This is a genomic window from Bradyrhizobium sp. T-1 (assembly GCF_053592855.1).
In genome coordinates, this window is sequence record NZ_CM132115.1 from 5443404 (window position 1) to 5466544 (window position 23141).

37 protein-coding genes and 1 pseudogene are annotated in these 23141 nt (G+C 64.5%); 12 read left to right on the forward strand and 26 right to left on the reverse strand.

Translation table 11 applies throughout. The features are described 5' to 3' along the window. Positions 1–4 precede the first annotated feature (4 nt). The 26 genes and pseudogenes from ACWAT4_RS26320 to ACWAT4_RS26445 all read right to left on the reverse strand — a co-directional run bounded on the left by ACWAT4_RS26320 (position 5) and on the right by ACWAT4_RS26445 (position 13745). On the reverse strand, positions 5–829 hold the full coding sequence (locus ACWAT4_RS26320) for an ASCH domain-containing protein (protein ID WP_449728441.1): 825 nt from the start codon (positions 827–829) through the stop codon (positions 5–7). Then, entirely contained in the window at positions 822–1442 is a 621-nt protein-coding gene (locus ACWAT4_RS26325) for a DUF3486 family protein (RefSeq protein ID WP_449728442.1), read from the reverse strand. Before ACWAT4_RS26325 ends, ACWAT4_RS26320 begins: the two co-directional genes overlap by 8 nt. A gap of 6 nt (positions 1443–1448) precedes the next feature. Then, positions 1449–1745: a VpaChn25_0724 family phage protein gene (locus ACWAT4_RS26330; RefSeq protein WP_449728443.1), complete on the reverse strand. Its 297-nt coding sequence runs from the start codon at positions 1743–1745 to the stop codon at positions 1449–1451. Beyond that, complete coding sequence (locus tag ACWAT4_RS26335; protein WP_449728444.1) at positions 1745–2119, reverse strand: DUF2730 family protein; 375 nt, start codon at positions 2117–2119, stop codon at positions 1745–1747. Before ACWAT4_RS26335 ends, ACWAT4_RS26330 begins: the two co-directional genes overlap by 1 nt. A 3-nt stretch (positions 2120–2122) precedes the next feature. After that, the gene (locus ACWAT4_RS26340) at positions 2123–2302 is read right to left on the reverse strand and encodes a hypothetical protein (RefSeq protein ID WP_449728445.1); all 180 of its coding nucleotides are present in this window, start codon (positions 2300–2302) and stop codon (positions 2123–2125) included. Beyond that, a complete protein-coding gene (locus ACWAT4_RS26345; RefSeq protein ID WP_449728446.1) occupies positions 2262–2855 on the reverse strand; it encodes a hypothetical protein in 594 nt (197 codons plus the stop codon). The genes ACWAT4_RS26340 and ACWAT4_RS26345 overlap by 41 nt, the downstream gene beginning before the upstream one ends. Further along, positions 2852–3736, reverse strand: coding sequence for a glycoside hydrolase family 108 protein (locus tag ACWAT4_RS26350; RefSeq protein ID WP_449728447.1), 885 nt, complete (start codon positions 3734–3736; stop codon positions 2852–2854). The genes ACWAT4_RS26345 and ACWAT4_RS26350 overlap by 4 nt, the downstream gene beginning before the upstream one ends. Then, positions 3733–4071, reverse strand: coding sequence for a septal ring lytic transglycosylase RlpA family protein (locus ACWAT4_RS26355; protein WP_449728448.1), 339 nt, complete (start codon positions 4069–4071; stop codon positions 3733–3735). Before ACWAT4_RS26355 ends, ACWAT4_RS26350 begins: the two co-directional genes overlap by 4 nt. A gap of 121 nt (positions 4072–4192) precedes the next feature. Next, complete coding sequence (locus tag ACWAT4_RS26360) at positions 4193–4585, reverse strand: hypothetical protein (RefSeq protein ID WP_449728449.1); 393 nt, start codon at positions 4583–4585, stop codon at positions 4193–4195. Beyond that, positions 4582–4830: a hypothetical protein gene (locus ACWAT4_RS26365; RefSeq protein ID WP_449728450.1), complete on the reverse strand. Its 249-nt coding sequence runs from the start codon at positions 4828–4830 to the stop codon at positions 4582–4584. The genes ACWAT4_RS26360 and ACWAT4_RS26365 overlap by 4 nt, the downstream gene beginning before the upstream one ends. Next, a complete protein-coding gene (locus tag ACWAT4_RS26370) occupies positions 4827–5099 on the reverse strand; it encodes a hypothetical protein (RefSeq protein WP_449728451.1) in 273 nt (90 codons plus the stop codon). Before ACWAT4_RS26370 ends, ACWAT4_RS26365 begins: the two co-directional genes overlap by 4 nt. A gap of 3 nt (positions 5100–5102) precedes the next feature. Further along, positions 5103–5714: a GcrA family cell cycle regulator gene (locus ACWAT4_RS26375; RefSeq protein ID WP_449728452.1), complete on the reverse strand. Its 612-nt coding sequence runs from the start codon at positions 5712–5714 to the stop codon at positions 5103–5105. Beyond that, positions 5711–6412 carry a regulatory protein GemA gene (locus tag ACWAT4_RS26380; RefSeq protein ID WP_449728453.1) on the reverse strand — a complete coding sequence of 234 codons (702 nt, stop codon included), beginning with the start codon at positions 6410–6412 and terminating at the stop codon, positions 5711–5713. Before ACWAT4_RS26380 ends, ACWAT4_RS26375 begins: the two co-directional genes overlap by 4 nt. Before the next feature lie 40 nt (positions 6413–6452). Beyond that, positions 6453–6836, reverse strand: a complete 384-nt coding sequence (locus tag ACWAT4_RS26385; protein WP_449728454.1) for a LexA family protein — start codon at positions 6834–6836, stop codon at positions 6453–6455. Continuing rightward, positions 6833–7402: a host-nuclease inhibitor Gam family protein gene (locus ACWAT4_RS26390; RefSeq protein WP_449728455.1), complete on the reverse strand. Its 570-nt coding sequence runs from the start codon at positions 7400–7402 to the stop codon at positions 6833–6835. The genes ACWAT4_RS26385 and ACWAT4_RS26390 overlap by 4 nt, the downstream gene beginning before the upstream one ends. Continuing rightward, the gene (locus tag ACWAT4_RS26395) at positions 7389–7772 is read right to left on the reverse strand and encodes a hypothetical protein (protein WP_449728456.1); all 384 of its coding nucleotides are present in this window, start codon (positions 7770–7772) and stop codon (positions 7389–7391) included. The genes ACWAT4_RS26390 and ACWAT4_RS26395 overlap by 14 nt, the downstream gene beginning before the upstream one ends. Continuing rightward, positions 7769–8080 (reverse strand): hypothetical protein, encoded by a 312-nt coding sequence (locus ACWAT4_RS26400; protein ID WP_449728457.1) that lies wholly within the window; start codon positions 8078–8080, stop codon positions 7769–7771. The genes ACWAT4_RS26395 and ACWAT4_RS26400 overlap by 4 nt, the downstream gene beginning before the upstream one ends. Next, positions 8077–8472, reverse strand: a complete 396-nt coding sequence (locus tag ACWAT4_RS26405) for a transcriptional regulator (RefSeq protein ID WP_449728458.1) — start codon at positions 8470–8472, stop codon at positions 8077–8079. The genes ACWAT4_RS26400 and ACWAT4_RS26405 overlap by 4 nt, the downstream gene beginning before the upstream one ends. Continuing rightward, positions 8469–9131 carry a hypothetical protein gene (locus ACWAT4_RS26410; protein WP_449728459.1) on the reverse strand — a complete coding sequence of 221 codons (663 nt, stop codon included), beginning with the start codon at positions 9129–9131 and terminating at the stop codon, positions 8469–8471. The genes ACWAT4_RS26405 and ACWAT4_RS26410 overlap by 4 nt, the downstream gene beginning before the upstream one ends. Beyond that, positions 9131–9910: an AAA family ATPase gene (locus ACWAT4_RS26415; RefSeq protein WP_449728460.1), complete on the reverse strand. Its 780-nt coding sequence runs from the start codon at positions 9908–9910 to the stop codon at positions 9131–9133. The genes ACWAT4_RS26410 and ACWAT4_RS26415 overlap by 1 nt, the downstream gene beginning before the upstream one ends. Positions 9911–9963: 53 nt before the next feature. Next, on the reverse strand, positions 9964–10212 hold the full coding sequence (locus ACWAT4_RS26420; RefSeq protein ID WP_449731334.1) for a hypothetical protein: 249 nt from the start codon (positions 10210–10212) through the stop codon (positions 9964–9966). Between the two features lie 104 nt (positions 10213–10316). Beyond that, positions 10317–10442: pseudogene (locus ACWAT4_RS26425) on the reverse strand (phage protein Gp36 family protein); the annotation flags it as partial. Then, positions 10439–10624 (reverse strand): hypothetical protein, encoded by a 186-nt coding sequence (locus tag ACWAT4_RS26430; RefSeq protein WP_449728461.1) that lies wholly within the window; start codon positions 10622–10624, stop codon positions 10439–10441. The pseudogene ACWAT4_RS26425 and the gene ACWAT4_RS26430, both read right to left, overlap by 4 nt. Before the next feature lies 1 nt (position 10625). Continuing rightward, entirely contained in the window at positions 10626–11399 is a 774-nt protein-coding gene (locus tag ACWAT4_RS26435) for a hypothetical protein (protein ID WP_449728462.1), read from the reverse strand. 175 nt (positions 11400–11574) lie between these two features. Then, a complete protein-coding gene (locus ACWAT4_RS26440; protein WP_449728463.1) occupies positions 11575–12057 on the reverse strand; it encodes a Mu-like prophage major head subunit gpT family protein in 483 nt (160 codons plus the stop codon). Continuing rightward, positions 11964–13745: a hypothetical protein gene (locus ACWAT4_RS26445; RefSeq protein WP_449728464.1), complete on the reverse strand. Its 1782-nt coding sequence runs from the start codon at positions 13743–13745 to the stop codon at positions 11964–11966. The genes ACWAT4_RS26440 and ACWAT4_RS26445 overlap by 94 nt, the downstream gene beginning before the upstream one ends. On the opposite strand from ACWAT4_RS26445, the gene ACWAT4_RS26450 reads away from it, so the two are divergent. The 12 genes from ACWAT4_RS26450 (at position 13738) to ACWAT4_RS26505 (ending at position 23141) form a co-directional block, all read left to right on the forward strand. After that, positions 13738–13926 carry a Mu-like prophage major head subunit gpT family protein gene (locus tag ACWAT4_RS26450; protein WP_449728465.1) on the forward strand — a complete coding sequence of 63 codons (189 nt, stop codon included), beginning with the start codon at positions 13738–13740 and terminating at the stop codon, positions 13924–13926. The genes ACWAT4_RS26445 and ACWAT4_RS26450 overlap by 8 nt on opposite strands. Before the next feature lie 26 nt (positions 13927–13952). Then, the gene (locus tag ACWAT4_RS26455) at positions 13953–14261 is read left to right on the forward strand and encodes a phage virion morphogenesis protein (protein ID WP_449731265.1); all 309 of its coding nucleotides are present in this window, start codon (positions 13953–13955) and stop codon (positions 14259–14261) included. Next, positions 14258–14701: a phage tail terminator protein gene (locus ACWAT4_RS26460; protein ID WP_449728466.1), complete on the forward strand. Its 444-nt coding sequence runs from the start codon at positions 14258–14260 to the stop codon at positions 14699–14701. The genes ACWAT4_RS26455 and ACWAT4_RS26460 overlap by 4 nt, the downstream gene beginning before the upstream one ends. Beyond that, the gene (locus tag ACWAT4_RS26465) at positions 14701–14865 is read left to right on the forward strand and encodes a hypothetical protein (RefSeq protein WP_449728467.1); all 165 of its coding nucleotides are present in this window, start codon (positions 14701–14703) and stop codon (positions 14863–14865) included. The genes ACWAT4_RS26460 and ACWAT4_RS26465 overlap by 1 nt, the downstream gene beginning before the upstream one ends. A gap of 3 nt (positions 14866–14868) precedes the next feature. Then, a complete protein-coding gene (locus ACWAT4_RS26470; protein ID WP_449728468.1) occupies positions 14869–15798 on the forward strand; it encodes a phage tail tube protein in 930 nt (309 codons plus the stop codon). Positions 15799–15838: 40 nt separating this feature from the next. Continuing rightward, positions 15839–16144, forward strand: a complete 306-nt coding sequence (locus ACWAT4_RS26475; RefSeq protein WP_449728469.1) for a hypothetical protein — start codon at positions 15839–15841, stop codon at positions 16142–16144. Between the two features lie 101 nt (positions 16145–16245). Next, positions 16246–16587, forward strand: a complete 342-nt coding sequence (locus tag ACWAT4_RS26480) for a DUF1799 domain-containing protein (protein ID WP_449728470.1) — start codon at positions 16246–16248, stop codon at positions 16585–16587. 3 nt (positions 16588–16590) lie between these two features. After that, positions 16591–18843: a phage tail tape measure protein gene (locus ACWAT4_RS26485; RefSeq protein WP_449728471.1), complete on the forward strand. Its 2253-nt coding sequence runs from the start codon at positions 16591–16593 to the stop codon at positions 18841–18843. After that, a complete protein-coding gene (locus ACWAT4_RS26490) occupies positions 18840–19265 on the forward strand; it encodes a hypothetical protein (protein ID WP_449728472.1) in 426 nt (141 codons plus the stop codon). Before ACWAT4_RS26485 ends, ACWAT4_RS26490 begins: the two co-directional genes overlap by 4 nt. Beyond that, positions 19265–19768: a hypothetical protein gene (locus ACWAT4_RS26495; RefSeq protein WP_449728473.1), complete on the forward strand. Its 504-nt coding sequence runs from the start codon at positions 19265–19267 to the stop codon at positions 19766–19768. The genes ACWAT4_RS26490 and ACWAT4_RS26495 overlap by 1 nt, the downstream gene beginning before the upstream one ends. Further along, on the forward strand, positions 19765–20199 hold the full coding sequence (locus tag ACWAT4_RS26500) for an NlpC/P60 family protein (protein ID WP_449728474.1): 435 nt from the start codon (positions 19765–19767) through the stop codon (positions 20197–20199). The genes ACWAT4_RS26495 and ACWAT4_RS26500 overlap by 4 nt, the downstream gene beginning before the upstream one ends. Then, entirely contained in the window at positions 20196–23141 is a 2946-nt protein-coding gene (locus tag ACWAT4_RS26505; RefSeq protein ID WP_449728476.1) for a host specificity factor TipJ family phage tail protein, read from the forward strand. The genes ACWAT4_RS26500 and ACWAT4_RS26505 overlap by 4 nt, the downstream gene beginning before the upstream one ends.

Sequence of the window (23141 nt, forward strand, 5' to 3'; positions counted from 1 at the left end):
TCTCCTATGACCAGTTCCAGAAGCCCTGCGCGCCCGCGGACGGAATCGGCCGCTCGAACCGCTTCACGTCGCTCATCGGCCAGCCATAGAGGCTGTGGTCGAGACGATCGCTGTCCGCGATCGGCGAGCCCTTGAAGATGTCGAGCACGCTACGGGGCTCGCCAATCACGGCGGTGCCGAGCGCGACACTGAGCGGGGCCATGTGCAGATCCGCATCCTTGCCGCGCGCCTTCAGGGCCGCGCGCATCTCCATCACGATCGGCCTCGCAGTCTCGTCCTTCAGCGCGCTTTCTCCGTCGTCGATCCGCCGAATAATGTCGTCCAGCTCTTTGATCGGCGGGTGCCGTGCGCTGGCGTGAACGACGATTCTCTGCCCTACCAGCTTCGCGAGATGCGGCTTGTCTGTGAACTTCCAGCCGCGAAACTCATATGGCTTGGCGCCGAGGATGATCAGCGTAGCCCAGGGCTGATAAACAGTCAGCGCCTTGGTGCCGGCAGGCAGATCGAGCGCCTTGAGACCCTGTTCGGCCTGCTCGACGACACGTTTCGCCTCGTGATGGTTCTCACTGGTACGGCCGGTCGCTCGGAAGCTCGCATAGACAGCCACTTGCAAAGGCTTCGGTACCATGCGCCAGTGGCGCGGGCACATGTACATTGCTGACGGCACCCTGGCGGTGCAGTTCTCGATCGGACATTCGTGGCTCATCTCGCATCTTCCTCCTGACTGAAAGACGTGGCTCACAACAAAACGGATCGACGTCGCCACGCCGATCCCGGCGAAGATCACCCAGAGGACGAGGATTGCGGCTCCGCGGGCTTTCTCACGCATTGGCCTTCTTCTCGATGCCGAGGATCTTGTTCTTGATGGCGTCGACCGTCTCGGCCGTCAGGCCCTTGGCCTTCGCGACGGTATCGACGGCCTTGATCGCGTTGTCCTTCATCTCGGCCGCGATCTTGCGGCGACCGTCCGCACTGATGCGCTTGGCTTCCTCGGCGTGCTTGAGCGCGCGCGAGGTCATCATCAGCATTTCGGCGGTGTCGCCATCGGCGCCGAGCTCACCCGCGTTGCCGAGCATCTCGGAGATCAGCGTCTTGATGGTTTCCGCCACCATCAGCGTCAGCGAATTATCGCCGGATTCATCCAGCTTCGGCGCGATGATCGCCGCGATCTCGCGAGTCTCTTCCAGGCGGCGACCAAGCAGTGCGACGCGCATGGCTGTGCGGTTGAAGGCCGACCGCGAGATCTCCGGCACCTCTGCGCTTGCGTCATGAGCCAGTGAAGCGGCCCTCAAACGGGCGTTGAATTGCTCCAGGATCTCGAGCTGCGAGACTTTGCGCTCCTTGAGCTGCTCGAAGGCCCAGACCTTGGCTTCATCCGCCCAATCCGGAAGCTTGTCGATCTCCGCGAGCCGGCCGCGGCGCGCTTTTGCATGTTGTGCCATCGGGCGCTAGCCCTCCGGCGCGCCGGGACGCTTGATGCCTTCGATCACCAGGCGCCTCTCGACAAACTCGACGCCCTTCGAGGCCAGCGTGACGATCCAGACGGTGCCGGCGCTGGCCCTCGTGAGGGTGTCCATGTCGGCGAGCCAATCCAGCTCGCCGCGTATCCAGTCCCGAGACTTGGCGATGCCGAAGGATTCCAACACCTGCTGGAGCATGCTGTCGTTGGATGAATAGTTCGCCTGGCCGTGCAGCTCCCGCAGAATGATCAGCCGCGCGTGCTCTCGAATGATGTCCTTGCCCATCAGCCCATCACCTTGTCGACCATGGCTTCCTGAATCCGATCGGCCATGGCGGCGATCGGCTTGACACGTTCGGAGAGGCCGCGCACTTCGGTCTGCACGCCGGCGAGCAGCATCTCCAGCCGGTGTGTTACGTCCTTGTCCGGTAAGTGCTCGACCTCGGTTTCGAGCTTCGTCACGCGATCTCTGACCGTGGCGGTTTCGGCCTGGACTGCGACCGTGCGCAGGAGCGCCTGCTCGTGGTTGTGCTTCTGCGTCTCTTCGATCGATGCCATCCGCGCGTCGATCTTTTTCGAGCGGCCGTTCAGGATTGGGTAAAGAAACGCGGCGAGCGCGACGACGATCGAAACCCACGGCGCCCAGTCGTTGACGTTCACTGCTTACTTCCTCTTTGCAAACCGCTCACGCTGCCGCTTCTGGCATTCGCGCGACGCGTCGATGTTGGCATTGGCCTCGCCGAGCGCGACGGCGTATTCGCCGACCTTCTGCCAGGGGTCGGTCTGTTCGGTGACTTCTGGGTCATCGACGTTTCGCGCCAGATCTTCGCAGGCGCGCGACAAGGCCACGCTTTGGTTCGGCCGCGACGGGGCTTGCTGCCTGCTTTCGACGCTGGAGGTCGTGCAGCCACTCAATGACGCCAGGGCGAGGAGGACAAACGGCGGAATTCGGATCATTGCCGAACTTCTCCTGGTATGCACTGAGTTGCCCCTTGGCTTGCGCGGTTGCGACATCGGCCGCCTGTTTCAATTCGTCGGCGTCATCAGTCGCGCGCTTCTGGTTGGTGAGCTGGAATTCGGTCCAGGCCAGATCGCTCCTGGCCCGCTCCAGCTCCGCGCGCTGGTCGGCCGACCGGTGTCCGATCAGGAAGATCAATGCGCCGGCGGCGACCAGGCAGATGACCCGCGCACTCTCGATGAACGGGACCGTGGAAGGAATGAACTTCTCGACGAAGGGCACGTGCGCAATCGCGTAAGCGATGATGCCGATTCCAGCGATCACGATCAGCGTGAGCGGCGCGGTCGCGAGCTGCCAGAACAGGTCCGCCGAAAAGTCGTTTATCGTGTCGACGGCGTCGAACACGCAACTCGCGGGATCGAAGATGCCGCAGCTCATGCCGATGCTCCTGCCGGCACGTCTGCGAGCACGTCGCCGTCGATCGCGCGGCGCGCTTTCTTGCTCTTGTAGTTCGACCAGAACGAATAGAAGAGCGCGCCTAGCGAAGCCAGAACGCAGAGGATGACGATGGCGGTGTAGACCTTCGTCAGCGCTTCGGAGGTGTAGGCGGCCGGCGCGATGGTGTCGCGCGCGCCTTCCAGAACGCCAGCGACCGAGCCGGTGCCGACGCTGGCCTTGACGGCATCATTCGCATCAACGACCGGCTGCGCAACGTCGGAGGCATAGGCCTTGGCGTCGCCGCGGTTCTGGTGGGCAGACACCGGCTGCGGCCCGACCGATCCGGTCGCCCAGCTCTGTCCGATCTGCTTGAGATTAGCGATGCGCGCCGACCAGCCCTTGCCGAAGGCATCCCATGTGCTCAGATGCTGCACGAAGCCGAGTCGACGCGCGCAGATCTCGGCGACGAGCTGGTCGTGATCAGGATGGTTCTCGATCGCTGCCAGCGTGGCTTCGCCGATATGACCGTCGCAGTCGTTCATGCGCAGAGCGCGCTGGAGCCAGAGCACGGCCTGGTACGGACCGGACATGATGCCGGAATCGAACATCACGATATCGACGCCGGCGGGCAGTTGGTCCCCTTTCACCGCGTCCCAATACTGCACCTTGTAGATCTCGTTGCGTTCGGCTTCCCAGGCGGGCGTGAAGCGCATCGCCTTGGTGAGCGGCTGGGGGCGCCGGCCCTTGCGCTTGCGGAAGCCGTCATAGACGCGCTGGATGATGCCCTCCAGCGTGACGCCGCCGGGGTCGCGCGGATGGTTCGACCAGCCGCCCTCGTAAGCCAGGATGACCGGCATGCTTTTCAGGAAATTGTCGATCATTCGAGCATCTTTCCGAGCCTCTCGATGATGACGTGGACGCGGCCCGCATCGATCATGCGGAGATCGCGCGCTGCGCGCCGTGACAGGTCGATATCGACGCCGGTGGATTTGGCGGGACCGCGATCGTTGACGCGGCAGATGATGCTCCTGCCGCGCCAGGTCACCCGCACAAGCGTGTCAAAGGGATAGGTTCGGTGAGCACAGGTGAGGTCGTCGGCGTCGTAGGTCTCGCCATTGGCCGTATAACGGCCGCTCTCGTCGGCGTACCAGGTGGCAACGCCGCCGTAGATGTCAGCGCGCGCCGGCGCGCCGAGACAGAGCAGCGCGAGGGCCACGCATGCCCATGTCAAAGCGCTCTTGAAGGATGGTTGAAGCAAGCTGGCCCCCGGCTGTGAGGGCCACAATCCCGAAATTGCCCGGAATTATTCAGGCTGACATGTGTCAGGGAGACTCTGGCTAGAACAGCGAGCGTTGCTTGCTGTTCTTGCGCTCGCGCCGGGCGGCTCGACGGCGATGGACCGTTCGCTGGGACACGCCGACGTCGCGTGCGATGTCCTTTGAGGACGCATCCTCGCCTTCGAGCTGCTCGATGCGCGCGGCAACGCTGCGGCGGAACCGTGCATAAGAACCGTGGCCGGCCTGGGGAATGTCGCAGGTATCGCCGGCAAAGCGCTCCAGGATCTTGCCGGCTGCATCCAGCCCGACGCATTGCACGAGCCAATGATCGGGATGGACCTTGCTTGGAAAATAGATTCGGGTGCCGCCAGCATGGGCCGCAATCTGCAACGCTTTAGCGTTGCCGACAAGCTCGGCGATTTCCGCCAGCACGCCGGGCAGCTCCCCGGTCATCGTCGCGCCTTGATCCGCCTCGGCTTCATCGGCGGCGCCAGCACGGTGACGACGGTGCCCTTGACGACGACGTAATGGTTGCCGTCCGCGGCGATCGTCATCTCCCTGGCGCCGAGCTGATCGGCGGCGCCGGCAGCTCGACCGAGGGACTCGGCGAGGTGTCGGCGCAGGCCTTCAACATCGAGGCCGCCGACGCGCTCGATGAAGCGGAGCAGTGCATGGTCGCAGACGCGCAACGGTTTCATTCGTCGTTGCTCCTGGGAAGGAATGGAAGAGCGAGCAACGGACGTGAGCAAAGCTTCGTCGACGCCGGCCGAGAACGTTTTGGCGTCTGCTCATCCTGTTGCCGGTCGGACTGCTCCTGCGCCGCGCGTTTGAGGTCGGCCACGATGGACGCCAGCGAAAATGGCTCCGCGGTTTCAAGCTTAATGGTGATGACGGTGCCTTTGGCCCTGGTCAGCGCCGAGAAGTCGATTAACCTGGTGTCTTTTTGATCCCACCAAATGCCGGCCATCGCTCACCTCGTTCGCCACGAGGCATTAGGGCCTGCGCTGATGAATGCTGCAGGGTTGCTCCTCGCCCGATCACTGCCCGGCAATCTCGACCGGAACTGATGCGAAGCGCAATACGGCAGGTCCTCGTCGTTCGCCTTCGGTGCGCCGCAGAAGAAGAACTCCGCCTCACGCGGATCTCCAACCGGCCAATGGCAGCAAGTATTGTCGAGCTGGGCGAGTGATCGGCGCTGCTCGATCGATATCTGCGTATCGATGACGTTCGGCGGGATCGGCTGTTCCTTCGCCCTCGCCTTGACGCGGACAAGTGAGCCGCGGTCATGCGACTGTTGCTGCCGCGGCTGGCGAACGCCTCTGGCCTGGTCGGTAGAGCGCCGCGGCAGCTTTCGCTGCGGATCACCCAGCTCACCTCTGTGGATCTTGCCGATGACTGCGTTCCGGCTGATGCCGCCGCCGATCTCGCAGGCAACCTCGCGCGCGGAGAGACCGCAATTGTAGAGCGCCGTGGCGACGCGCGTGCGCGTTTCCGTCCAGCCTCTCTCGCGCCTCGCCTTGTCGAGATCGCCGGCCTTGTCCAGCCGGGCCATCGTCGCTTCTATGCGGGTCATCGTGGTCATGCCGGCTCTCCCGTCCCTTGGTTCAGGCGCGTTATCGCGCCGCGCAGCTTGCGGCCGAGCGCGTTCTGGACGTCGTCGAGATGATGCGGCTGCATCGCTTCCCAACTGTTGAGCCGCGCGATGCGGCCGGCGTAGTGCTGCAGATCCTCCATGGGATCGACGGCCTGGCCGACTGGCTTGACGGCGCCGATCGCGATCAGCTTGCGCCACTGCGCGTCGAGCACAGCGCGCTTGCTGGCGATGATGTCGCCGTGATCGCCGGGCCAGTCGACGCCGGCGCCGCGCTCGAGCCATGACTTCAGACCTTCGACCGCTGACGTTCCGGCACGGGAATCGCTGAGGAAGCGTGTATGCGACACGCCGGTCTGCCTCTGGAGAAAGGCCAGCATGGCGCGATCAGTGCGATCACGCACGATGCCGAGGTCGTAGCCGGCGATCCACAGCGCGCGGAGCTTGCCGCCGATCGGGCTGTCGAGCCCGGCGACGGCGCCGCGGATATCGGCCTCGCCGATGACGCTGCGCAGATCCTCGATTACCCGGCCGGCCTCGCTGGTCGTCAGTTCCTTGGCGGAGCGCTTTCCGCCGGTGCGCTTGGCAATGAAGTCGCGATAAGTGTCGTCATCGAACTTCGCTTTGGCCTTCAGCACGTGGATGGTCGAGAGCATCGAAGTGGTTGCAAGGTGGGCAGACAAAGGCATCGTTATCTCCTGTTGAACGTTTCTTGATGATTGCTCGTGATCAGGCCGCGACCTGGCCTTCTGCTTCGTCGAGCAGCAGCGCGACGGCATCAGCGACGACGTCTTCCGGCTTCTCGCCGGTGTCGGTGCAATAGCGCCGCAGAGCGGCATCCAGGGCGAGCGGCAGTTCATATCCGCCGGTGCGAGTGGTCGGCTCCGCGAGCAGCGTGATCGACCGCGCGCGGCGCGGCAGGAAGGTGATCCAGCCGCGCTCCTGTAGGCCACGGAGCAGTTCGACCACTCGTCCGGGTGATTTCAGTCCCAACATGTTTGCGAGCTCCCTTCGCGTCGGTGTCTGTTTGAAGGTGGTTTGATAGCGCTCGATCAGCTCCAGGCATTCGCGCTGGCGAGCCGTGAGGCCGATGCGGATCGGCGCCGGTGTCATGCCGCGTTCTCCGAGATCTCCGCGCCGAAGGGCTCGATCTCGAACGTCTCGGTGCCCTTCGGGATGGTGACGCCGGTGATGGTGCGTGCGAGGTCGGGATTCTTGAGCATCGCCTCGCGGTCGATCTCGACCTTGACGCGCAGGAAGTTGCCATAGGCCGCTTCGCTGGCGAGGTCGTCTTTCGCCATCGCGTCAGCCTTCTTTTGCGCGATCAGGTCGAGCACGGCTTCCTCGCCGCCGCTGATCTTCACCTTCGGCGGATTGTACCGCCACTTCGCCGTGCCAGTGCCGAAGTCGACGGTCTTGGTGCCGCTGTTGCCGAGCAGCTGCTGACGGTTGGCCGCGCAATAGGTGTGCAGGCCCTTGTAGATGTCCTCGGCCTTCTTCACGAACGGCGCGGCGAGATCCTCGGCGGCCTTCTTCGCGTCGGCCAGCGTCTGCTTCAGGCCGGCTTCAATGCGCGCCACCTCGATCGCGGCGGCGCCGTACTCTGCGATCATGCTGGCCGCTTCCTCGCGGTTCTGTGGAACGCGGACATCGGCTGCCGCGGCCTTAGCTTTCACCATGGTGGTCACTCCTGAATGTTGGGGCGGTGGTGGGTGATTGGCCGAAGCCGAGCGCCTCTAACGAGGCGCCGACGACCGCAATCTTTTCGCGGGTCGCACGGAGCAGCTCCGCACGCTCGGCGCTGCCGCGCGGCTTCTCGTCCATGAGATCGGCGGTCTTGAACATGTCGTAGGTGAGGTCTGCGATGTCCTGCAGCCGCAGCAGCCAGGCGGCCATCGCAATAATCTCGACGATCGAGGCGTTCATCGCGAAGCGCTGCTTGGCGGCATGCGTCGTGTGACCGGTGATGGACTCGGCCACGGCGCTGGCATCGACCGCAGAGATCTGCGCGGCCAGCCTGGTCTCGATGAGCTCGGCGGAGGTGCTCACTTGTCACCTCCATCCGTGCAGCGGGCGGCGATGCGATCGAGGCGTGCCCTGGTCAGCGAAATCACATTGGCGTCGTGCTCGACCGGCGCCGCGATCGGCACGGCGACAAGGCCGGGCGCGATCTCCTGGATCATCGCGTCGAATGTGTCGTTGGCGATGCCCAGCTCCATCAGCCCGACACGCGCCATCACGGTGCGCATGTCGCGCTTGAACTCGGCGGCCTCATAGGTGGTCATCGGCGCCTTGCCGGTGACCATGCCGTCGAAGCGCTCATAGAGCGCCTTCAGCTGCAGCGAGACGCTCATCATTTCGCACCTTCCTGCAGGCGCGAGTGCCTGCATTTCTCCACGCCGAGCCCGCGGCAAGTTCGATAGCAACGGCCGCTCGCCTCCGAGGAGAACGGCGGCACGACCTTCTGCAGATCCAGGCACTGGTCGCGCCCGATCTCGCCATAGACCGGGCACATGACTTTTGCGCCGAGCAGCGCGCCGCGCACCTTCTGCTCGACGGCACCCATGTCGCCTTTGTAGTTCCCGGCGAAGACGTGCGAGAGCACGGCGGCGGAATAGCCGATGCTCTTCGCGGCGCGCGTGGCGGTGACGCGGTCGGCCTCTTCAGCGAGCGCCTGAATCCAGTCCGGCGCCGGATGGCCCCAGGCCGAATGCGCCTTCTGCACAAAGGTCTGTTTTTCGTACCTCACGGCTTCACCTCCTTGGCGATCGGCCCTTCGCCCACGAACTGCTTGAGGTTCGGGTCCCAGACGGACTTGCCGTTGATGTGCTTGAGGCTCGGCGGCAGTGGACCTGTGCTCATGCCAGGCTTGAGCCGCCAGGCCGAGGCTCCGCCGCGGCCGGCAACCCCGCCGCGCTTGGACGTCTTGATGACGGCGAGATAGCCGGCTCTGTGCAGCCGGCGGACGAAGCAACCCGCCGTCTGCATGTTCGGCTTCAGCTCCTCCGTGGTCGCGGCAAACACCAGCTCGGCCAGGCTGAAGCCCGTCGAGAGGTTGCGCATCGCGATCCAGAGCTGCTCCGCCGCGGTGGTGGTTGGCACGAGGCTGCCGTCCGGGCGCACGCGCGGCGCCTTCACGGGTTGCTTCAACAGCCGGTAAAGCGGCGTCGCAAACTTGCCTTTGATCGGGTGCTGCCTGGTCGCGATCTGCTCGACAAAGCCGGCTGCGACCAGGCCCTTCAGGTACTTCGAGATGTGCTTGACCGAGACGTGGCCTTCACCGTCGACGTCGGCGACGGTGAAACAGCCTTGCTCCTTGTTGAGCCGGACCATGATTTCCCAGAAGCCTTCGTTGCCGCGCGGCACGCGGATCGGGAGACTGGCCTTGTGGAAGTGCTCCTTGTGCATCAGCCGACCACCTTCAGGGCGCTGCGGCGGGGAAACTGCTCGATGTCGCGCTGCGCCGGCGGCTCGCCGGTGTAGAAGTCCTGGTTGCCCCAGATCCTGAGATCGAGCGCCTTGTGGCTGCGGTTGCGGGCGTACTCGGCCGCCTTCTCCAGATTGACGACGATGCGCCGGGCCCGGCCGCTGGAGCGCTGGCGGATGGTGTCGAGCAGGTCGTCATCGATCCTGACCTTCGGCACAAAAGCGGTGGCAAGAACACGCGTGTCGTCGAGATCGCACGGCTGCGCCGGAAACCAGTCGAGCACGCGGTTATGCATGCGTTCGACGGTCAGGAGCTTGGCCGGCAGTTTCTCTTCGCCGATCAGGATGACGGGAACGCCCGATTCCTGCTGAAGCTCGCGGATCACCTCGATCATGTTCTTGTCGACAAGCTTGTCGGCCTCGTCGACGATCAAGGGGCGCGTAGCGTCGGCGCCGAGCGAAACCTTGGCCATCTCGGCGAGGTCCGATGCGCTCCAGCTCTTACGCACGGTCTCGCCGCACTCCTTGAGGATGTGGCGGAGCAGCGCCCGCCGCGTCCAGGTCTCGCCGACCTCGATGCGGCGCGCCTTCACCTTCATCTGCACGAACATCGAGGCCCAGCTCTTGCCGAGGCCGGAGGGCCCGTGGCAGACGCCGAAGCCAGGCAGATGCGGCGCGCGCTCGATCAGCTTGGTCGTCATCGCCATGAATGATGCGACGTTCTTCAGAGCGACCGGGCCTTGTGCGATTGAGTTCGTCATGGAGTCCTGACCTTCCATTTTGGGTATCGGGCTTCGCCCGAACCCGGGGTTGCTTAAGAAGACGAGGCAGCCTCGTCGGTTGATGCGATCTCGCCGGCGACGCCATTCAGCGCGCCGTAGACGGCGAGGAAGCCGCGGTACACAGAGCCTTCGCGGAAACTGCCGAGCCAGAGCAGCTCGTCCGGTTCGACGAATTCCTTCGCAGCGATGCGCGCCTCCAGCGCGCGTGCGCGATTCCAGAGCTGGTGATCGGTCTCGACCGGCCGCAGCGCTTGCACGTTCGCGCCGAAGTTTTCTTGCATCGGCTGCTCGGCGCGGAGCGCTTCCGCAAGCGCAGCGATTTCTGGCGCGTGAGCGGCAGCAGATAGCGGCCGAGCAGATAGCCGTCGATCATCGCATCCGCGTCAGCGAGCGCATCGGCAATGACGGTCGCATCGATCACGCCAGCGGGCGGATTTTCACGATCGGACAGATCGGTCAGCATGTCCTCGCCGAACCGCTCGACCAGGTCGGCTTGCGTGGCGTAGGTCATCGGATCATGTCCAGGATCGGCGAGAGCTTGCGAACCTCGCGCAGGACGTCGTCGGGGCGCCGGCCGCGGACGATGCCGTCGACGACGTCGAGGAAGCGAGCCTCCATCAACGGCGAGACCGTGCCGTCGCCGTGAACGACGACGACCTCACGGATCTCGCGCTGATGGAGGCTGCAGGCCATTTTAAGCCGCCTTCAAGGCCGCGAGATCGGCCTGCAGCTGGGCGGCGTCAAAGCCTTCCGGTGACCTGTTGTTGTTCAGCGCCTCCAGCGAGACGTAGGCGACGCTCTCGTCGTTGTACTTGGAGAAGAACGCCGTGGTCATCTGCTGCACCTTGCCCCAGGTGACGACGTCGAGATTGGTGCGGCGCGCGACCAGCGGGATGTAGTGACCGCCCTCGATCTTCGAGCGGCTGACGACGTCCCAGGGCTTGCCGGCATTGAACTGATCCATGGCTGAGGCCGGGAATTCGATGCCGATGCCGACGGCGCCGAACAGGTATGCCGCGATCATGTGCTCGTTGAGATTGCCCGGCTCGATCGACAGATAGGCCGCAACCTTGTGGCGCTTGCCGGCAGCGTCGATCACGCCGGTCTTGCGGCGATACGATGCCGCGACCACCATGTCGGTGCCCTGGTCGCTCGACGGCTTCTTCGGATTGAAGCCGGTCACGGCCGAGTAGTCGGACAGCACGGCCTTGTCGGTGAAGCTGACGACGTGGCCGGCTTCGGCGTTCCACATCATGGTCTCGTGCGCCGCGCCGGCCCAGACGCAATCGCCGTAGGCATCGTTGCCGAGCATGCCCCAGGTCGAGGGGATCAGCGTCTCGTGCCCGAACTGCTTGGGCGGCTTCGGCAGCGCCTTCTTGTCGATGTAGTTTGAGAGCTTGAACGTCATCGCGCCGGCGCGCGCTGCCGTCTTCGGCGCTCGCGTCAGCGAGCCGCGCTTCCAGGTCACGGATCTGTGGATGCAGATCCGCAGTCCCGTCGACGTCTTCGCCGGAATTGTTGGCGGGCTCCTGGGAAGAGCCCGCCGGTGCGGCCAGCGTCGTGTTGCCGGCCGCTTCGCTTGCCGCGCTATGTTGCGGCTTGGAGTCTTTCGCCTTCGTCTGCTTCGCCATGGATCACCCGTCTCAGCCGAGCCAGGTGCAGACGAGCACTTCGGCGGTGTTGTAGTAGATGTTGTCGGCGCCGTTGGCGTTCTTCTGCGTGTTGATGAGCGAGAGCGCCTGGCCTTCGAGCGTCGAGGGCACGACCAGCAGCGGCTTGCTGCCATTCGCGAGCACGTTCAGCGGTCGGCCGAAATCGCCCTTCATGCCCATCAGGCCGGCGCGCGCCGCGGCGTAGTGGGTCGCGTCCAGCGTCTGCTTGGAGCCCCAGGCATATTGCCAGAAGCCGTAGCCGGCGTTGCCGCGGCCGTCCCAGCCGTAGAGGAATTCCTTCTTGTTGAAGACGTTCTCGTCGGTGGGATTGTCGAGCGCGACGAACTGGCCGGACTTGCGCAGCTGCCAGATCAGCGGCTTCAGCACCTTGGAGACGTCGAGCAGGAACCAGGCCGTGCCGGAGCCGCCATCGGTGTTGGCGACCTGGGTGACGGCGCCGTTAGCGTCGAGCACGGGGTGGTCGGTGTGAGACCACCGCGGACATCAGCATCGATCATCGCGAGCACAGTCGCCGTGTCGCCTGTGTCGTATGCATTGACCAGTGCCTGATAGAAGGGCGTGTTGTTCGAGTTCGGCGTATCTCCCGAATTGATGTCGTTGCCGAAGAACAGGTTCGTGCCGCCTGCATAAGGCGCCATGCCGATGCCCTCGACAACATCGATGGGGCGATTGGGCTTCGTCGTGTAGTCCTTGCCCACACCGCCCACCGGGTCGGTGAACGCGATATAGGCAGCGTTGCCCTGACCTGTGCTCGTTCCAAGAGGGGCCAGGTCTGCGCCCTTCATGCGGTAGTCCCGCGTTGTGACATCACCAGCAGCCTGGAACATCAGCATGCGCTTCAGTTTTGACATCCGCGCCGACCAAACGGCCGGGATCAGGTCCCCCATGATCCGTCGGACGCGCAAACCATAATAGCCATGACCATGACGACTGCTTGATGACGTGAACCCAAGAGCCTGGCCACGCGCATTGCCCCAGCTACTGTTGGGGAATTGCGTATTCCATCCGAACTCGTTGCCGTACTCGGGGAAGAAGCAGAGATCGGTTGCGAGATTATTGTAAGGAACAGTCGCCCATGGCGTCACGTAGCTGTCAAGAGCCATAGGCGGGATATTAGCCCAGAGGTGCGCTCGCACTCTGTTGCAGAGCTGAACCATTGCCTCGATCGGAACAGAGAATGGCGGAGAAGGCGTCGATGCTCCTTGCCCAGGATAGGCGATCACCTTGTCCAGCACCTTGTCGTAGATAAATGTGGTGGAGGTGTTTGCCGTCAGGAAGCCAACGGACATCGTGCCGCTGCTCTGGCGCACAATTGTCTTGCTGCCAGTAAAGCCAGGTATCGCCACCGAAGTGACGGTAGTTGCGTTCGCGGTAGCAACGAACGACTGGAACATCATGCCGTCTGTCCAGTCGGAGTACGGAAAACCGCCTCCTGGTGTGATCGTGTAGATTTCTGACGGCGTGTTGGTGTAGGCCGCGTTCCCACACCAGATGTTTGGATGAAAGCGAGCGCTCGCCCAAGTCAGATTGCTCGGCGCGATACGGTAGTCCCACGTCGTCTCGAAATTGAGGTTCGATGCACCGCTCTGCATCCACCCCATGAAGCGTAGCGCATAGGGGCGCAGGCCGCTGATGAGAGCCTTGAATTCTGGCGTGAAGTATTCTCCGGCTAGATAATCGGCTTCGTCGCTCAACCGATAGATTGCGATTTCGCCGGAACCTGCGGCGTAAGTCTGACCGGCTACGCCCACATTGAGCGCGAAACTATTGGCAACGTTTAATGTGAACGTCACCCACCCCGCTTGACCGGGAACTGGCGTCACCGTCATGTTTGACGACGTGCCGCCAGTCACCGACACCGAGCCGGCGCCGGAATTTGCGACCTTCGATACATTGCCGACGAATGTCCATGTCCATGTGCTTCTTGTCGCGGGCCAAGCAACCTTATAAGTGACGCCAGCGCCAACGAACGTAGAGCTATTGGGCCACGCTAGAAAGACGGTGCTCGCAGGCGTTGAGACGATATATCCGTCGCTGTCCATCTTACCAGCGTCAGCACTGTTGCCGAAGTTGTAGAGTCCGGCCTTCAGGATGTTGATGAAGGTCGAGGCGTTCAGATCCTGACCTCCAATATTGACCATCGGCGTCGACCGCGAGGACATCGAAGACGACGTGCTCGGCATCTACACGCCGATCTTCCAGAGCTTCGGTGAAAGCGTCGCGGCCTGGCCGGACCAGCTGATCTGGCCTCTGCTGGCCGCGGGCTTCGCCACCAACTGCTATGACGGCCAGTTCTTCTTCGACATGGCGGCAAGACGCTGATCCTGTCGTCCCGGCTTTATCGCTCGATCACAGCGAATGCTTCGCCGACAGGCGTCGAGGTCGGGACTAACGTGATCTACGCCGCAATCCATCAGTTCGCAGGCACGATCGCGAAGGCGGCTCGGACCGCTGTGCTACATTTCAAGACCAACAAGCGCACCGGCGTCTCGCGCTTTGCCAAGCCGTCGAAGGCCGATCGCGCCCGCAAGGCCGAGATCGGCGCGCACACGATCTCGATGCCGGCGCGACCATTCCTCGGTCTCGACCAGGACGATCCGCGCACCATCCAGACGATCGTCGAGAACTACCTCTCCAACCAGGGGCAGCTCGCATGACGGCAACACTGGAAAGCCTGGTCGCAGCGCGCATCGACACCCAGGTCGCCGCGCTGACGGGCCGCGTCGAGGACATCGCGGCGCTCGCCGCGCTGATCGCGGAAGGCGCACTGCCTCAGGCCGAGGTTTGCGCCTTCGTCTGCCCGCTGGGTTTCGACGACCGCGGCGGCAACTCGATCGCGGGCGCGCATACGCAGATGCTGGATGACGCCATCGCAGTCGTCATCTGCGTCAAGGCCCGCGGCGATGCGAAGGCCCGAAAGGCGCTGCCGACGATCGGTGATCTCCGCGATGCCATCACCGACGCCGTCGCAGGCTGGGCGCCGGCCGGGGCGATGGACGTGTTCTACGTGAAGCGCGGCCGGCTGCTGTCGGCCGACAAGGGGCTGGTTCTGTACCAGATCGACTTCTCGCTGCGCGACCAACTGAGGATCATGTGATGAGCGACGATGTCCAGCATGAGCAGCCGCCCGGCGGCGGCAGCTTCATCCGCCAGAAGGACGGCTCTCTCGTGCGCCGTGTCGAAGACGATGCCCAGCCAAAGGCCGCCGAGGCCGAGGCCGCGCCGCACGCTCACAAGACCAAGACGACGAGGGGAAAGTAACCGATGTCGATTTCCGCGAAGCTCGCGATCCTCCTGGCGAAGATCGAGACCTCATACGGCACCGACCCGACCCTGACCGGCGCCGCCAATGCGATGCTGGCGCAGAACATCACGATCACGCCGATGGACGGCCAGGATCTCTCGCGCGGGCTGATCCTGCCTTACATGGGCAACCAGCCGACGATCCCGACCGGCATCACCGTCTCGATCGAGTTCGACACCGAGATGGCCGGGTCCGGCACTGCCGGCACTGCGCCCGCCTGGGGGCCGCTGATGCGGGCTTGCGGCGCCGCTGAGGTCATCGTCGCATCGACCTCGGTGACGTATTCGCCCGTGACGAACGCGATGGAGAGCGCGTATCTGAAGCTCTGGATGGGCGGCACTCTGCATGCGGCGAAGGGCGTGCGCGGAACGCGCAAGCTGACCACCAATGCGCAGGGCCTGCCGGTGTTTCACTGGAAGCTGCAGGGCCTCTATATCGCGCCGGCCGAGGTCGCGCCCGTCACACCGACGTTCACGGCCTGGAAGAAGCCGCTGGTCGTCAACAAGGCGAATACGCAGTTCACGCTCAACAGCGTCGCGCTGGTGATGCGCAATTTCGCGCTCGACTTCAATGCCAACGTCGTGCCGCGGCTGCTGGTGAACGACGAGTCGATCAAGATCACCAATCACCAGGAGAAGCTCGACATCAAGGTCGAGACGGTGCCGGTCTCGACGCTCGACCCCTATGGTCTCGCGCTGGCGCAGACGACCGTTCCCGTGTTGCTGACCCATGGCGTCACGGCCGGCAACATCGCCACCCTCAACATCCCTACCGCACAGTTCCAGCGGCCGACCGGTTACGACCCGGTCGATGACATCCTGGAATGGCCGCTGTCACTGCTGCCGCTGCCGACCGCCGGCAACGACCAGTGGTCGCTTGCGCTGACCTGAAGCCGTCCTCGCCCCGAAGTCCAGTCAGGAGATTTCGTCCATGAAGATCGTCGATATCTACACCTTCACCCACGACGTGCCGATCATGATGCCGTCCGACGGCGGCTACACCGAGGAAACGTTGAACACCACGTTCAACTACCTCTCAACGGACGAGATCGAGAAGCTCGGCAACGGCTTCCTGGAGAAGGCCGTCGTGACCTTCAACGGCCTGACCGACGACGACAACAAGCCGGTCGACTGCACGGACGAGCTGCGCGCACAGTTCCTGCGCCATCCGAACGTGATGCACGGCCTGATCGCGCACTACACCCGCGCCGTGATGAAGGTGAAGCCGGGAAACTGAGATGGGCTGCCAGGCGCTGGGTCGACGCCGCGCGCAACGCAGCCCCGCAAGCGATCTCGAAGGACGTGACACGGCTCCTGGCGAGCGCACAGGAAAGCGGCATGGATGCAGCCTCACTGTCGAATTTGCGGCACGCCCTCGGCCAGGCACAGGCGCCAGTTGGTGCCGACGCAGAGTACGAAGGCCTCTGGCGCGAGCACGTGCCGGTCGTCGATGCGTTCATGGCGGTCTGCCGGCAGTGGCGCACGGTCTCGGCCGGCGGCGGCGGCGTGATCTCGCCGATGGGCGGCGCGGTTGCACCGTCGCGGCCGCTGTTTATCGGGCTGGACTATGCGGCCGTGCGGGCCGGGCTCGAGGCGGAGGCGATCGAGGTGACGCCGGAGCTGTGGCGCGGACTGCGCGTGATGGAAGATGCCGCCTGCGCGGCGCTGAACGAGGGCTGAAGGTTGCGGGTCTCGCTTGTCATCGATGGTGACGCCTCCGGCGCCAAGAAGGCGGCGCAGGATGCGTCCGCGGCCGTTCGGGATCTCGGCGGCAGCGCGAAGTCTACTGCGCAGAGCACCGCCGCTGCCAGCGTCGCAAACGATAACCTCGCAAAGTCGCATGGAGGCCTGTCAGCGCAGGCGATGGCCGCGCAACATTCGGTCCGCAGCATGGTCGAGCAGATCGCGCTGGGCGCACCGCCGACGCAGATCCTGACGGGCCAGCTCAATCACCTCTCGTTCGCAGCCAGCGGCCCTGGCGGCCTGAGCGGTGCTTTCAAGGAGGCTGGCAGCGCGCTTCTAGGCACTGTGAGCACCGCCGCCCTGGTCGCCGGCGGATTTGTCGCGCTGGCTGCGGCTGCTGTCATCGCCGGCCACGCGCTCGTCCAGAGCGAGAAGACGCTCGACGATCTCTCGCGTTCGACCGACCAGCCGTTGAGCAAGCTGCATGCGCTGCAGCAGGCGATGTCGTTCAAGGGCATCGGCGAGAGCGACTTTACCAAAGGCATCACCGAGTTCGCCAACCAGGTCTATGAGGCCCAGCATAACGCAGGCACCCTCAACGGGCTGATGATCGCCAACGGCAAGAGCGCGAAGGATCTGTCCGGCTATATGGGCGCTGTCGCCGATCTCGTCGCGCGTGCGTCCAGCGACATCCAGAAGCAGAAGATCCTGCGCGAGGCCGGGCTGCCCAGCGACGCAGCCTGGGTTCGTTTCATGGAGCAAGGCTCGGCCGGAATCCAGGCCGCGCTGAACGGCACCGTCAAGTTCAACGAGGCGGCCGAGATCAACATGATCGCAAAGGCGCGCGCGTTCGACGATGCCTGGAACACGGCGACGACGAAGATGGTCGCCTATTTCAAGTCGTCTGCCGTCGACATCGCCACCGCGCTCGCCGGCATCACGATTCCGCCCTGGCTGAAGACGGTGATCGACAAGGGCCTCTCCCTCAATCCGATCACCGGCGGCGCCTATACGCTCGGCAAAACGATCGCGACGGCCGCGGGCCTCGGCGCGCCGCCGAGCTTCTCGGACCGCTTCGGGGCGTTCGACCGTCCGGGGAATTCCAACGCGCTTCAAGGCGCGTTGAACAAGGCGGCGGGGATCGCCCAGCCGGAGACGCGGGAGGAAGCCGATCGGCGTGACCAGATCACCCAGCAGCGCATCGGGCTTCTTGGCCAGCTGGCGACGGCGGATGATCTCGTCCGTGCCAAGGAGGCCGAGCTGAACGTGGCCGCGCGCAACGGCATCTCCGTGTCTGCCGCGCAGCGCCAGGCCATCCTCGACGTCACGCGGGCCCAGGCCGAGATGACGCGCGTGCAGCAGCAGGCCAGCATCGGCGTCTTCAATGCCGCCGAAGCGCAGAAGGCGATGAACGACCAGCTCAAGGCCATGATCGACGCCAAGCTGATCGACCCCAGCAACACCGAGCAGATGGCCGCGGCACAGATTGCGCTGGCGAAGTCGCTGCGCGACACCGCTGACGCCGCGAAGGTCGCAGGCTCGAACCTGCCGCAGCTGCAGCAGGCCATCAACGATGCCAGCAACGGCAACAAGCAGCTGGACCAGTTCCTGACCTCGCAGTTCTCGTCGGTCACCACCGGGCTTGCGGACATCTTCGACGGCACAAAGAGTATCAGTGACGGCTTCAACAGCATGGTGAAGACGGTGACGCGGGGCCTCGAAGAGATGCTGATCAAGACCAACATCACGCTGCCGATCTTCCAGGCACTGCAGAGCGTGCTCAGCGGTGGTACCGGCGGCAGCATCATCAGCTCGGTCGGGACCTCGCTGAAATCCTTCTTCGGCTTCGCCGAGGGCGGGTTCACCGGCTTCGGCGGGAAGTATCAGCCGGCCGGCGTGGTCCATCGCGGCGAATACGTGTTCGACCAGGACAGCGTCAGCAAGGCCGGCGTCGGCTTTTTCGCGCGGCTGCATCAGAACATCCGCGGCTATGCCGATGGCGGCCTGGTTGGAGCCGGCGCCGGCGGCCTCAACGCCTTTGCGTCCGCGTCGGGCAATATCGCCGTCAGCGTCGTCAACAACGGCGCGCCGAAGGACGTGCAGGCGCGCCAATCCGTCGACGGCCGCGGGCAGCGGAGTATCGAGCTGACGCTCGACGACCAGATGGCCGCCAACGCCCAGCGTTCGGGATCGTCGTTCCAGCGAACGATGCGGTCGAGCTATGGCGCGAAGCCGATCGGGGTGAAGCGATGACGGCGAGCTGGCCCGACGATCTGCCGCAGGGCACGCCGGTCGACGGATTCAAGTCCGGCACGCGCGGCACGCGGCTTGGCACGGCCATGGAGGTCGGGCCGCCGAAGTTCCGGCCGCGTGGCCCGAAGACCCGCACCATCGCCTTCAACGATCTCTTCACCGCAGACGAGCGCGCGCGGCTCGACCGGTTCTGGGACGAGGATCTGAACCAGGGCACCGCTCCGTTCTTCTACCGAGATCCGCACAGCGACGGCTTCCCGCTGCTCGACGATGCCGGCAACACCCTGCAGGACGAAGCCGGCAACGACATCATCATGGAGAGCTGGATTCTCTGCGTGTTCTCCGACCAGGCCGAACCGCAATGGGGCGCCGCCGGCGGCGGTTGGTTCACGCCGCAATTCCAGCTGACGGAGCTGCCGTGATGGCGGAGATCTCGTTCACGTTTCGCGAGGCCTTCAACGCGCCTTCAACGGATGTCGCGCCGATCGTGCTGGCCGAGCTGACGCCCGATGGCGGCGACACGCAATATCTGTCCAGCGACCCGACCCAGCGCCTTTCGCTCGACCCGCTGACCTATGGCACGCGCAGCAACGGCCGGGACTATCTGTTCGTGCTGATGAAGATGTCCTGGCCCGATGACCAGGATTCGAGCCCGCCCGCGGCCTCGCTCAACTTCGCCAACGTCGCAGAGGACATGGCGGCAGCCGCGCGCAGCGTCACGCCCGGACGGCAGGCGGACGTCGTGCTGAAGCTGGTGTCGACGGCGGACGTCGATTTCGTCGAAGAGACCTATGTGATGAAGGCGACCGGGGCGACCTACAACGCCACACAGGTCTCGCTCACCGTCTCGCGCGAGCCGATCGAGAGCGAGCCGTATCCGGCGCAGCGCATGACCAAGCAGCGCTATCCGGGGCAGTTCCGATGATTGCGCGCGCCAAGATCCCGATGCTGTGGAGCAGAGACTATGTCGGGCTGCCGCATCTGCGCGCCGGGCGCAGCCGCAACGGCGTGGACTGCTACGGGCTGTTGTGGCTGGTCTATCGCGACGTGCTCGGCATCGAGCTTGCGAGCTATGCCGGCGAGACGCTCGATGCGCAGGAGAAGAAGGAGATCGCCTCGCTGATCGAGGGCGGTTGCGCCACTTCGCCATGGCAGCAGGTTGCGTTCGGCACGGAACGTACCTTCGACATGGCGGTTTTCCGGCGCGGATCGCTGCACAGCCATGTCGGCCTGGTCACGGCGCCTGGCCGCGTGCTGCACACCATCGATGGCGGGGAGACGCACGTCGTCTCCTTCACATCGGGCCCGTGGCACACGCGGCTCGCCGGGATCTACCGTCACGGGGCGCTGTCATGAGCCGCGCTCTGATCCTGCCGCATCTCGACGTGGCCAAGGCGCGGAAGGTCATGACGCTGGCGCCGGGGTTGACGATCGCCGAGATGGTGGCCGCAGCGTTTCCGGACCTGCCGGAGCATCGCGACGTGCGCGTCGTGATCGGCGCCGACGTGATCGCGCAGGCGCTCTGGCGGCGCATCCGGCCGCATGACGGCACCACCGTGGTGATCCGCCTCGTGCCGGCCGGCAACGACACGCTGCGCAGCGTGCTGACCGTCGCCGTGATCGTCGCGGCCATCTCGGTCGGGCAGTTCTATGCGCCTGAGATCGCGGGCGCGCTGCTGCCGGCCGGAAGTCTCACGGGCCTCGGCGCCAGCACCATTGCGCCGGAGCTGATCTCGGTGGTCAGCGCGCTCACCACGGCCGCCGTGGCCTTCGCCGGAACGGCGGCGCTCAATGCGCTCATTCCACCGGCGAGCATCGGCGACCAGGGGAACACCACCAATCTCAACGCCATCACCGGCGTGCAGAACTCCAGCAACCCCGGCGGCGTGATTCCGTCGATCCTGGGGCGCCACCGCTACGCGCCGGTATATGCCGCGCCGCCCTATACCGAGATCATCGGCGACGACCAGTATGTGATCGCTGCGTTCGAGTTCGGGTTCGGACCTTACAATTTCTACAACCATCAGCTCGGCGATACGCCGATCTCCAACTTCGCCGACGTGCAGATGGAGGTTCAGCAAGGCATCGTCGGCGACCCACCGATCACGCTCTATCCACAACAGGTGCTCGAAGAGCAGCTTTCGATCAACCTGCGCAACGACGAGGCGCCGTCGTCGCGCTTCACGGCACGCGACGTCACAGAGGTCTCGGTCGACATCACCTTCGCGCAGGGTCTCGTCTATATCGATGACAAGGGGCGCAACCAGACCGGCGAGGTCGTGATCCGCCGGCGGCAGCGCAAGGTCGGCGACGTCGCCTGGACCACGTTGCCGGACATGGCGTTCTTCGCCTCGTCGCGCCAGCCGATCCGTCGCAGCATGCGGTGGGCGCTCCCGGCGCGCGGGCAATACGAGATCGAGCTGTATCGCACCGTTCCTGACTTCGACGACAACAGCCAGATCATGGGCCGATCGGACTGGACGGCAATCCGCTCGTTCCGTCCCGAAAGCCCGTTCAACTTCGACAAGCCCACGGCCAAGGTCGCGCTGCGCGTTCGCGCCAGCAATCAGCTCAACGGCATCATCAACAATTACAACGCCGTCGCGGCGCTGCTTTGCCCCGACTGGGATGCGGCGTCGCAGACCTGGATCACGCGCGAAACCTCGAACCCGGCTTCGCTCGCCCTCTACACCTTGAAGGGACCTGCGAACGTGCGTCCGAAGACGGACGCCGAGATCGACCTCACCGGGCTTGGAGACTTCCACGAGTTCTGTGTTGCGAAGGGCCTGAGCTATAACCGCGTGCACGACTACAACGCAACGCGGCTCGACGTGCTCCGTGACATCTGCGCTGCTGGCCGGGCCAGCCCTCGCGATGACGGCGTCACCTGGGGCGTCGTGATCGACCGGCCGCAGGAGCTGACCTACGTATCCGCGATCACCCCGCGCAACTCCTGGGACTTCAAGGGCTCGACGCCTTATCCGCTGTTCCCCGATGGCTTCCGCGTCAAGTTCATCGACGCGTCCAACGGGTGGAATCAGGCCGAGCGGGTGGTGCCGTTCCCGGGGAAAAGCGCAGACGAGGTCGAGGTCACTGAGGACTTCGATGTTCCAGGCACCACAGACCCGGCGGAGGCATGGAAGCGGGCGCGGCGCCGGCAATATGAGCTGATCCACCGGCCTCACAGCTACACGGTCAGCCAGGACATCGAATCGCTGGTGCTGGCCCGCGGTGATCTCGCGCCGCTCAATCATGACGTGCTCGATCGCGACCAGGTCTCGGCGCGCGTTCGCAGCGTCAACGGCGCCACCGTCGTGCTCGACGATCTCGTGACGATGATCGAGGGGCGCTCCTACGCCGCGAGCATCAGGCTGGCGTCGGGCAGCTCTGTGCGGCGCTCCGCCATCACGATTCCAGGCGAGACCAATGCGCTGCAGTTGGTCGGCGATCTAACCGGCGTCAGAGAAGGCAACCTCGTGCTGTTCGGCACCACGATCAAAGGTCCGACCTTCGACGTGCTGGTCAAGAACGTCGAGCGCGGCGACAATCTGACGGCGAACCTGACATTGGTCGATGCGGCGCCGGAGATCGACGATCTCACCGATGCCGAGGTCCCGCCGGCCTGGGACGGCCGCGTCGGCGAGATCACCGACGTGTCGGCGCTGGTGCCGGGCGCGCCGGAGATTGCCGGCATCAAGACTGACGCAACCGGATTAATCTCAGTGATCGTCTGGCCCGGCGCCGGCGTCGCCGTGCCGGCGAGCTATGTGGTCTCGCACCGGATTCATGGCGGCGGCAGCTTCACAGCCGTGACGATCGATGCCTCCGCCGGCGCTGCACAGATCTCCGGCTATCTCACCACAGACGACGTCGACGTAAAGGCGCACGCGGTGAGCGCTTACGGCGTCGCAGGCGCCGACAGCGCGGTCAGCATTCGCAACGGCTTCGTCGAATTCTCCAGCGGCACGACGAACGTCGCGGCCGGGACATCCTACATCGGACTCTCCAACGCCTTTGCTTCGGAGGCCTCGGCGCATGTCACGATGCCGGCGTGCACCATCAACCGGCTCGATGTCGCGCCATCGCTGGCGCCGGGCGGCTCGGAGACCTTCGTCTACACGCTGCGCAAGAACAACGCCGACACCGCCGTGACCTGCACCGTCACCGGTGCCTCGGTCACTGCAAGCGATTCCAGTCATACCGCCGCGTTCGGCGCCGGCGACACCGCAGACATCAAGATCGTCGTCTCCAGCGGGGCGATTGCCACGACTCACCTTGCGACGATCAAAACGACTTGA

Coding starts and splice junctions, on each gene's coding strand:
- ACWAT4_RS26330 (WP_449728443.1), bottom strand. CDS start 1,745: ATGGGCAAGGACATCATTCGAGAGCACGCGCGGCTGATCATTCTGCGG.
- ACWAT4_RS26505 (WP_449728476.1), top strand. CDS start 20,196: ATGAGCCGCGCTCTGATCCTGCCGCATCTCGACGTGGCCAAGGCGCGG.
- ACWAT4_RS26350 (WP_449728447.1), bottom strand. CDS start 3,736: ATGATCGACAATTTCCTGAAAAGCATGCCGGTCATCCTGGCTTACGAG.
- ACWAT4_RS26410 (WP_449728459.1), bottom strand. CDS start 9,131: ATGCACAAGGAGCACTTCCACAAGGCCAGTCTCCCGATCCGCGTGCCG.
- ACWAT4_RS26390 (WP_449728455.1), bottom strand. CDS start 7,402: ATGGTGAAAGCTAAGGCCGCGGCAGCCGATGTCCGCGTTCCACAGAAC.
- ACWAT4_RS26500 (WP_449728474.1), top strand. CDS start 19,765: ATGATTGCGCGCGCCAAGATCCCGATGCTGTGGAGCAGAGACTATGTC.
- ACWAT4_RS26400 (WP_449728457.1), bottom strand. CDS start 8,080: ATGATGAGCGTCTCGCTGCAGCTGAAGGCGCTCTATGAGCGCTTCGAC.
- ACWAT4_RS26470 (WP_449728468.1), top strand. CDS start 14,869: ATGTCGATTTCCGCGAAGCTCGCGATCCTCCTGGCGAAGATCGAGACC.
- ACWAT4_RS26480 (WP_449728470.1), top strand. CDS start 16,246: ATGGATGCAGCCTCACTGTCGAATTTGCGGCACGCCCTCGGCCAGGCA.
- ACWAT4_RS26445 (WP_449728464.1), bottom strand. CDS start 13,745: ATGGTCAATATTGGAGGTCAGGATCTGAACGCCTCGACCTTCATCAAC.
- ACWAT4_RS26375 (WP_449728452.1), bottom strand. CDS start 5,714: ATGACCACGATGACCCGCATAGAAGCGACGATGGCCCGGCTGGACAAG.
- ACWAT4_RS26420 (WP_449731334.1), bottom strand. CDS start 10,212: ATGCAAGAAAACTTCGGCGCGAACGTGCAAGCGCTGCGGCCGGTCGAG.
- ACWAT4_RS26460 (WP_449728466.1), top strand. CDS start 14,258: ATGACGGCAACACTGGAAAGCCTGGTCGCAGCGCGCATCGACACCCAG.
- ACWAT4_RS26415 (WP_449728460.1), bottom strand. CDS start 9,910: ATGACGAACTCAATCGCACAAGGCCCGGTCGCTCTGAAGAACGTCGCA.
- ACWAT4_RS26360 (WP_449728449.1), bottom strand. CDS start 4,585: ATGACCGGGGAGCTGCCCGGCGTGCTGGCGGAAATCGCCGAGCTTGTC.
- ACWAT4_RS26430 (WP_449728461.1), bottom strand. CDS start 10,624: ATGGCCTGCAGCCTCCATCAGCGCGAGATCCGTGAGGTCGTCGTCGTT.
- ACWAT4_RS26465 (WP_449728467.1), top strand. CDS start 14,701: ATGAGCGACGATGTCCAGCATGAGCAGCCGCCCGGCGGCGGCAGCTTC.
- ACWAT4_RS26325 (WP_449728442.1), bottom strand. CDS start 1,442: ATGGCACAACATGCAAAAGCGCGCCGCGGCCGGCTCGCGGAGATCGAC.
- ACWAT4_RS26475 (WP_449728469.1), top strand. CDS start 15,839: ATGAAGATCGTCGATATCTACACCTTCACCCACGACGTGCCGATCATG.
- ACWAT4_RS26345 (WP_449728446.1), bottom strand. CDS start 2,855: ATGAGCTGCGGCATCTTCGATCCCGCGAGTTGCGTGTTCGACGCCGTC.
- ACWAT4_RS26495 (WP_449728473.1), top strand. CDS start 19,265: ATGGCGGAGATCTCGTTCACGTTTCGCGAGGCCTTCAACGCGCCTTCA.
- ACWAT4_RS26385 (WP_449728454.1), bottom strand. CDS start 6,836: ATGACACCGGCGCCGATCCGCATCGGCCTCACGGCTCGCCAGCGCGAA.
- ACWAT4_RS26320 (WP_449728441.1), bottom strand. CDS start 829: ATGCGTGAGAAAGCCCGCGGAGCCGCAATCCTCGTCCTCTGGGTGATC.
- ACWAT4_RS26380 (WP_449728453.1), bottom strand. CDS start 6,412: ATGCCTTTGTCTGCCCACCTTGCAACCACTTCGATGCTCTCGACCATC.
- ACWAT4_RS26370 (WP_449728451.1), bottom strand. CDS start 5,099: ATGGCCGGCATTTGGTGGGATCAAAAAGACACCAGGTTAATCGACTTC.
- ACWAT4_RS26490 (WP_449728472.1), top strand. CDS start 18,840: ATGACGGCGAGCTGGCCCGACGATCTGCCGCAGGGCACGCCGGTCGAC.
- ACWAT4_RS26365 (WP_449728450.1), bottom strand. CDS start 4,830: ATGAAACCGTTGCGCGTCTGCGACCATGCACTGCTCCGCTTCATCGAG.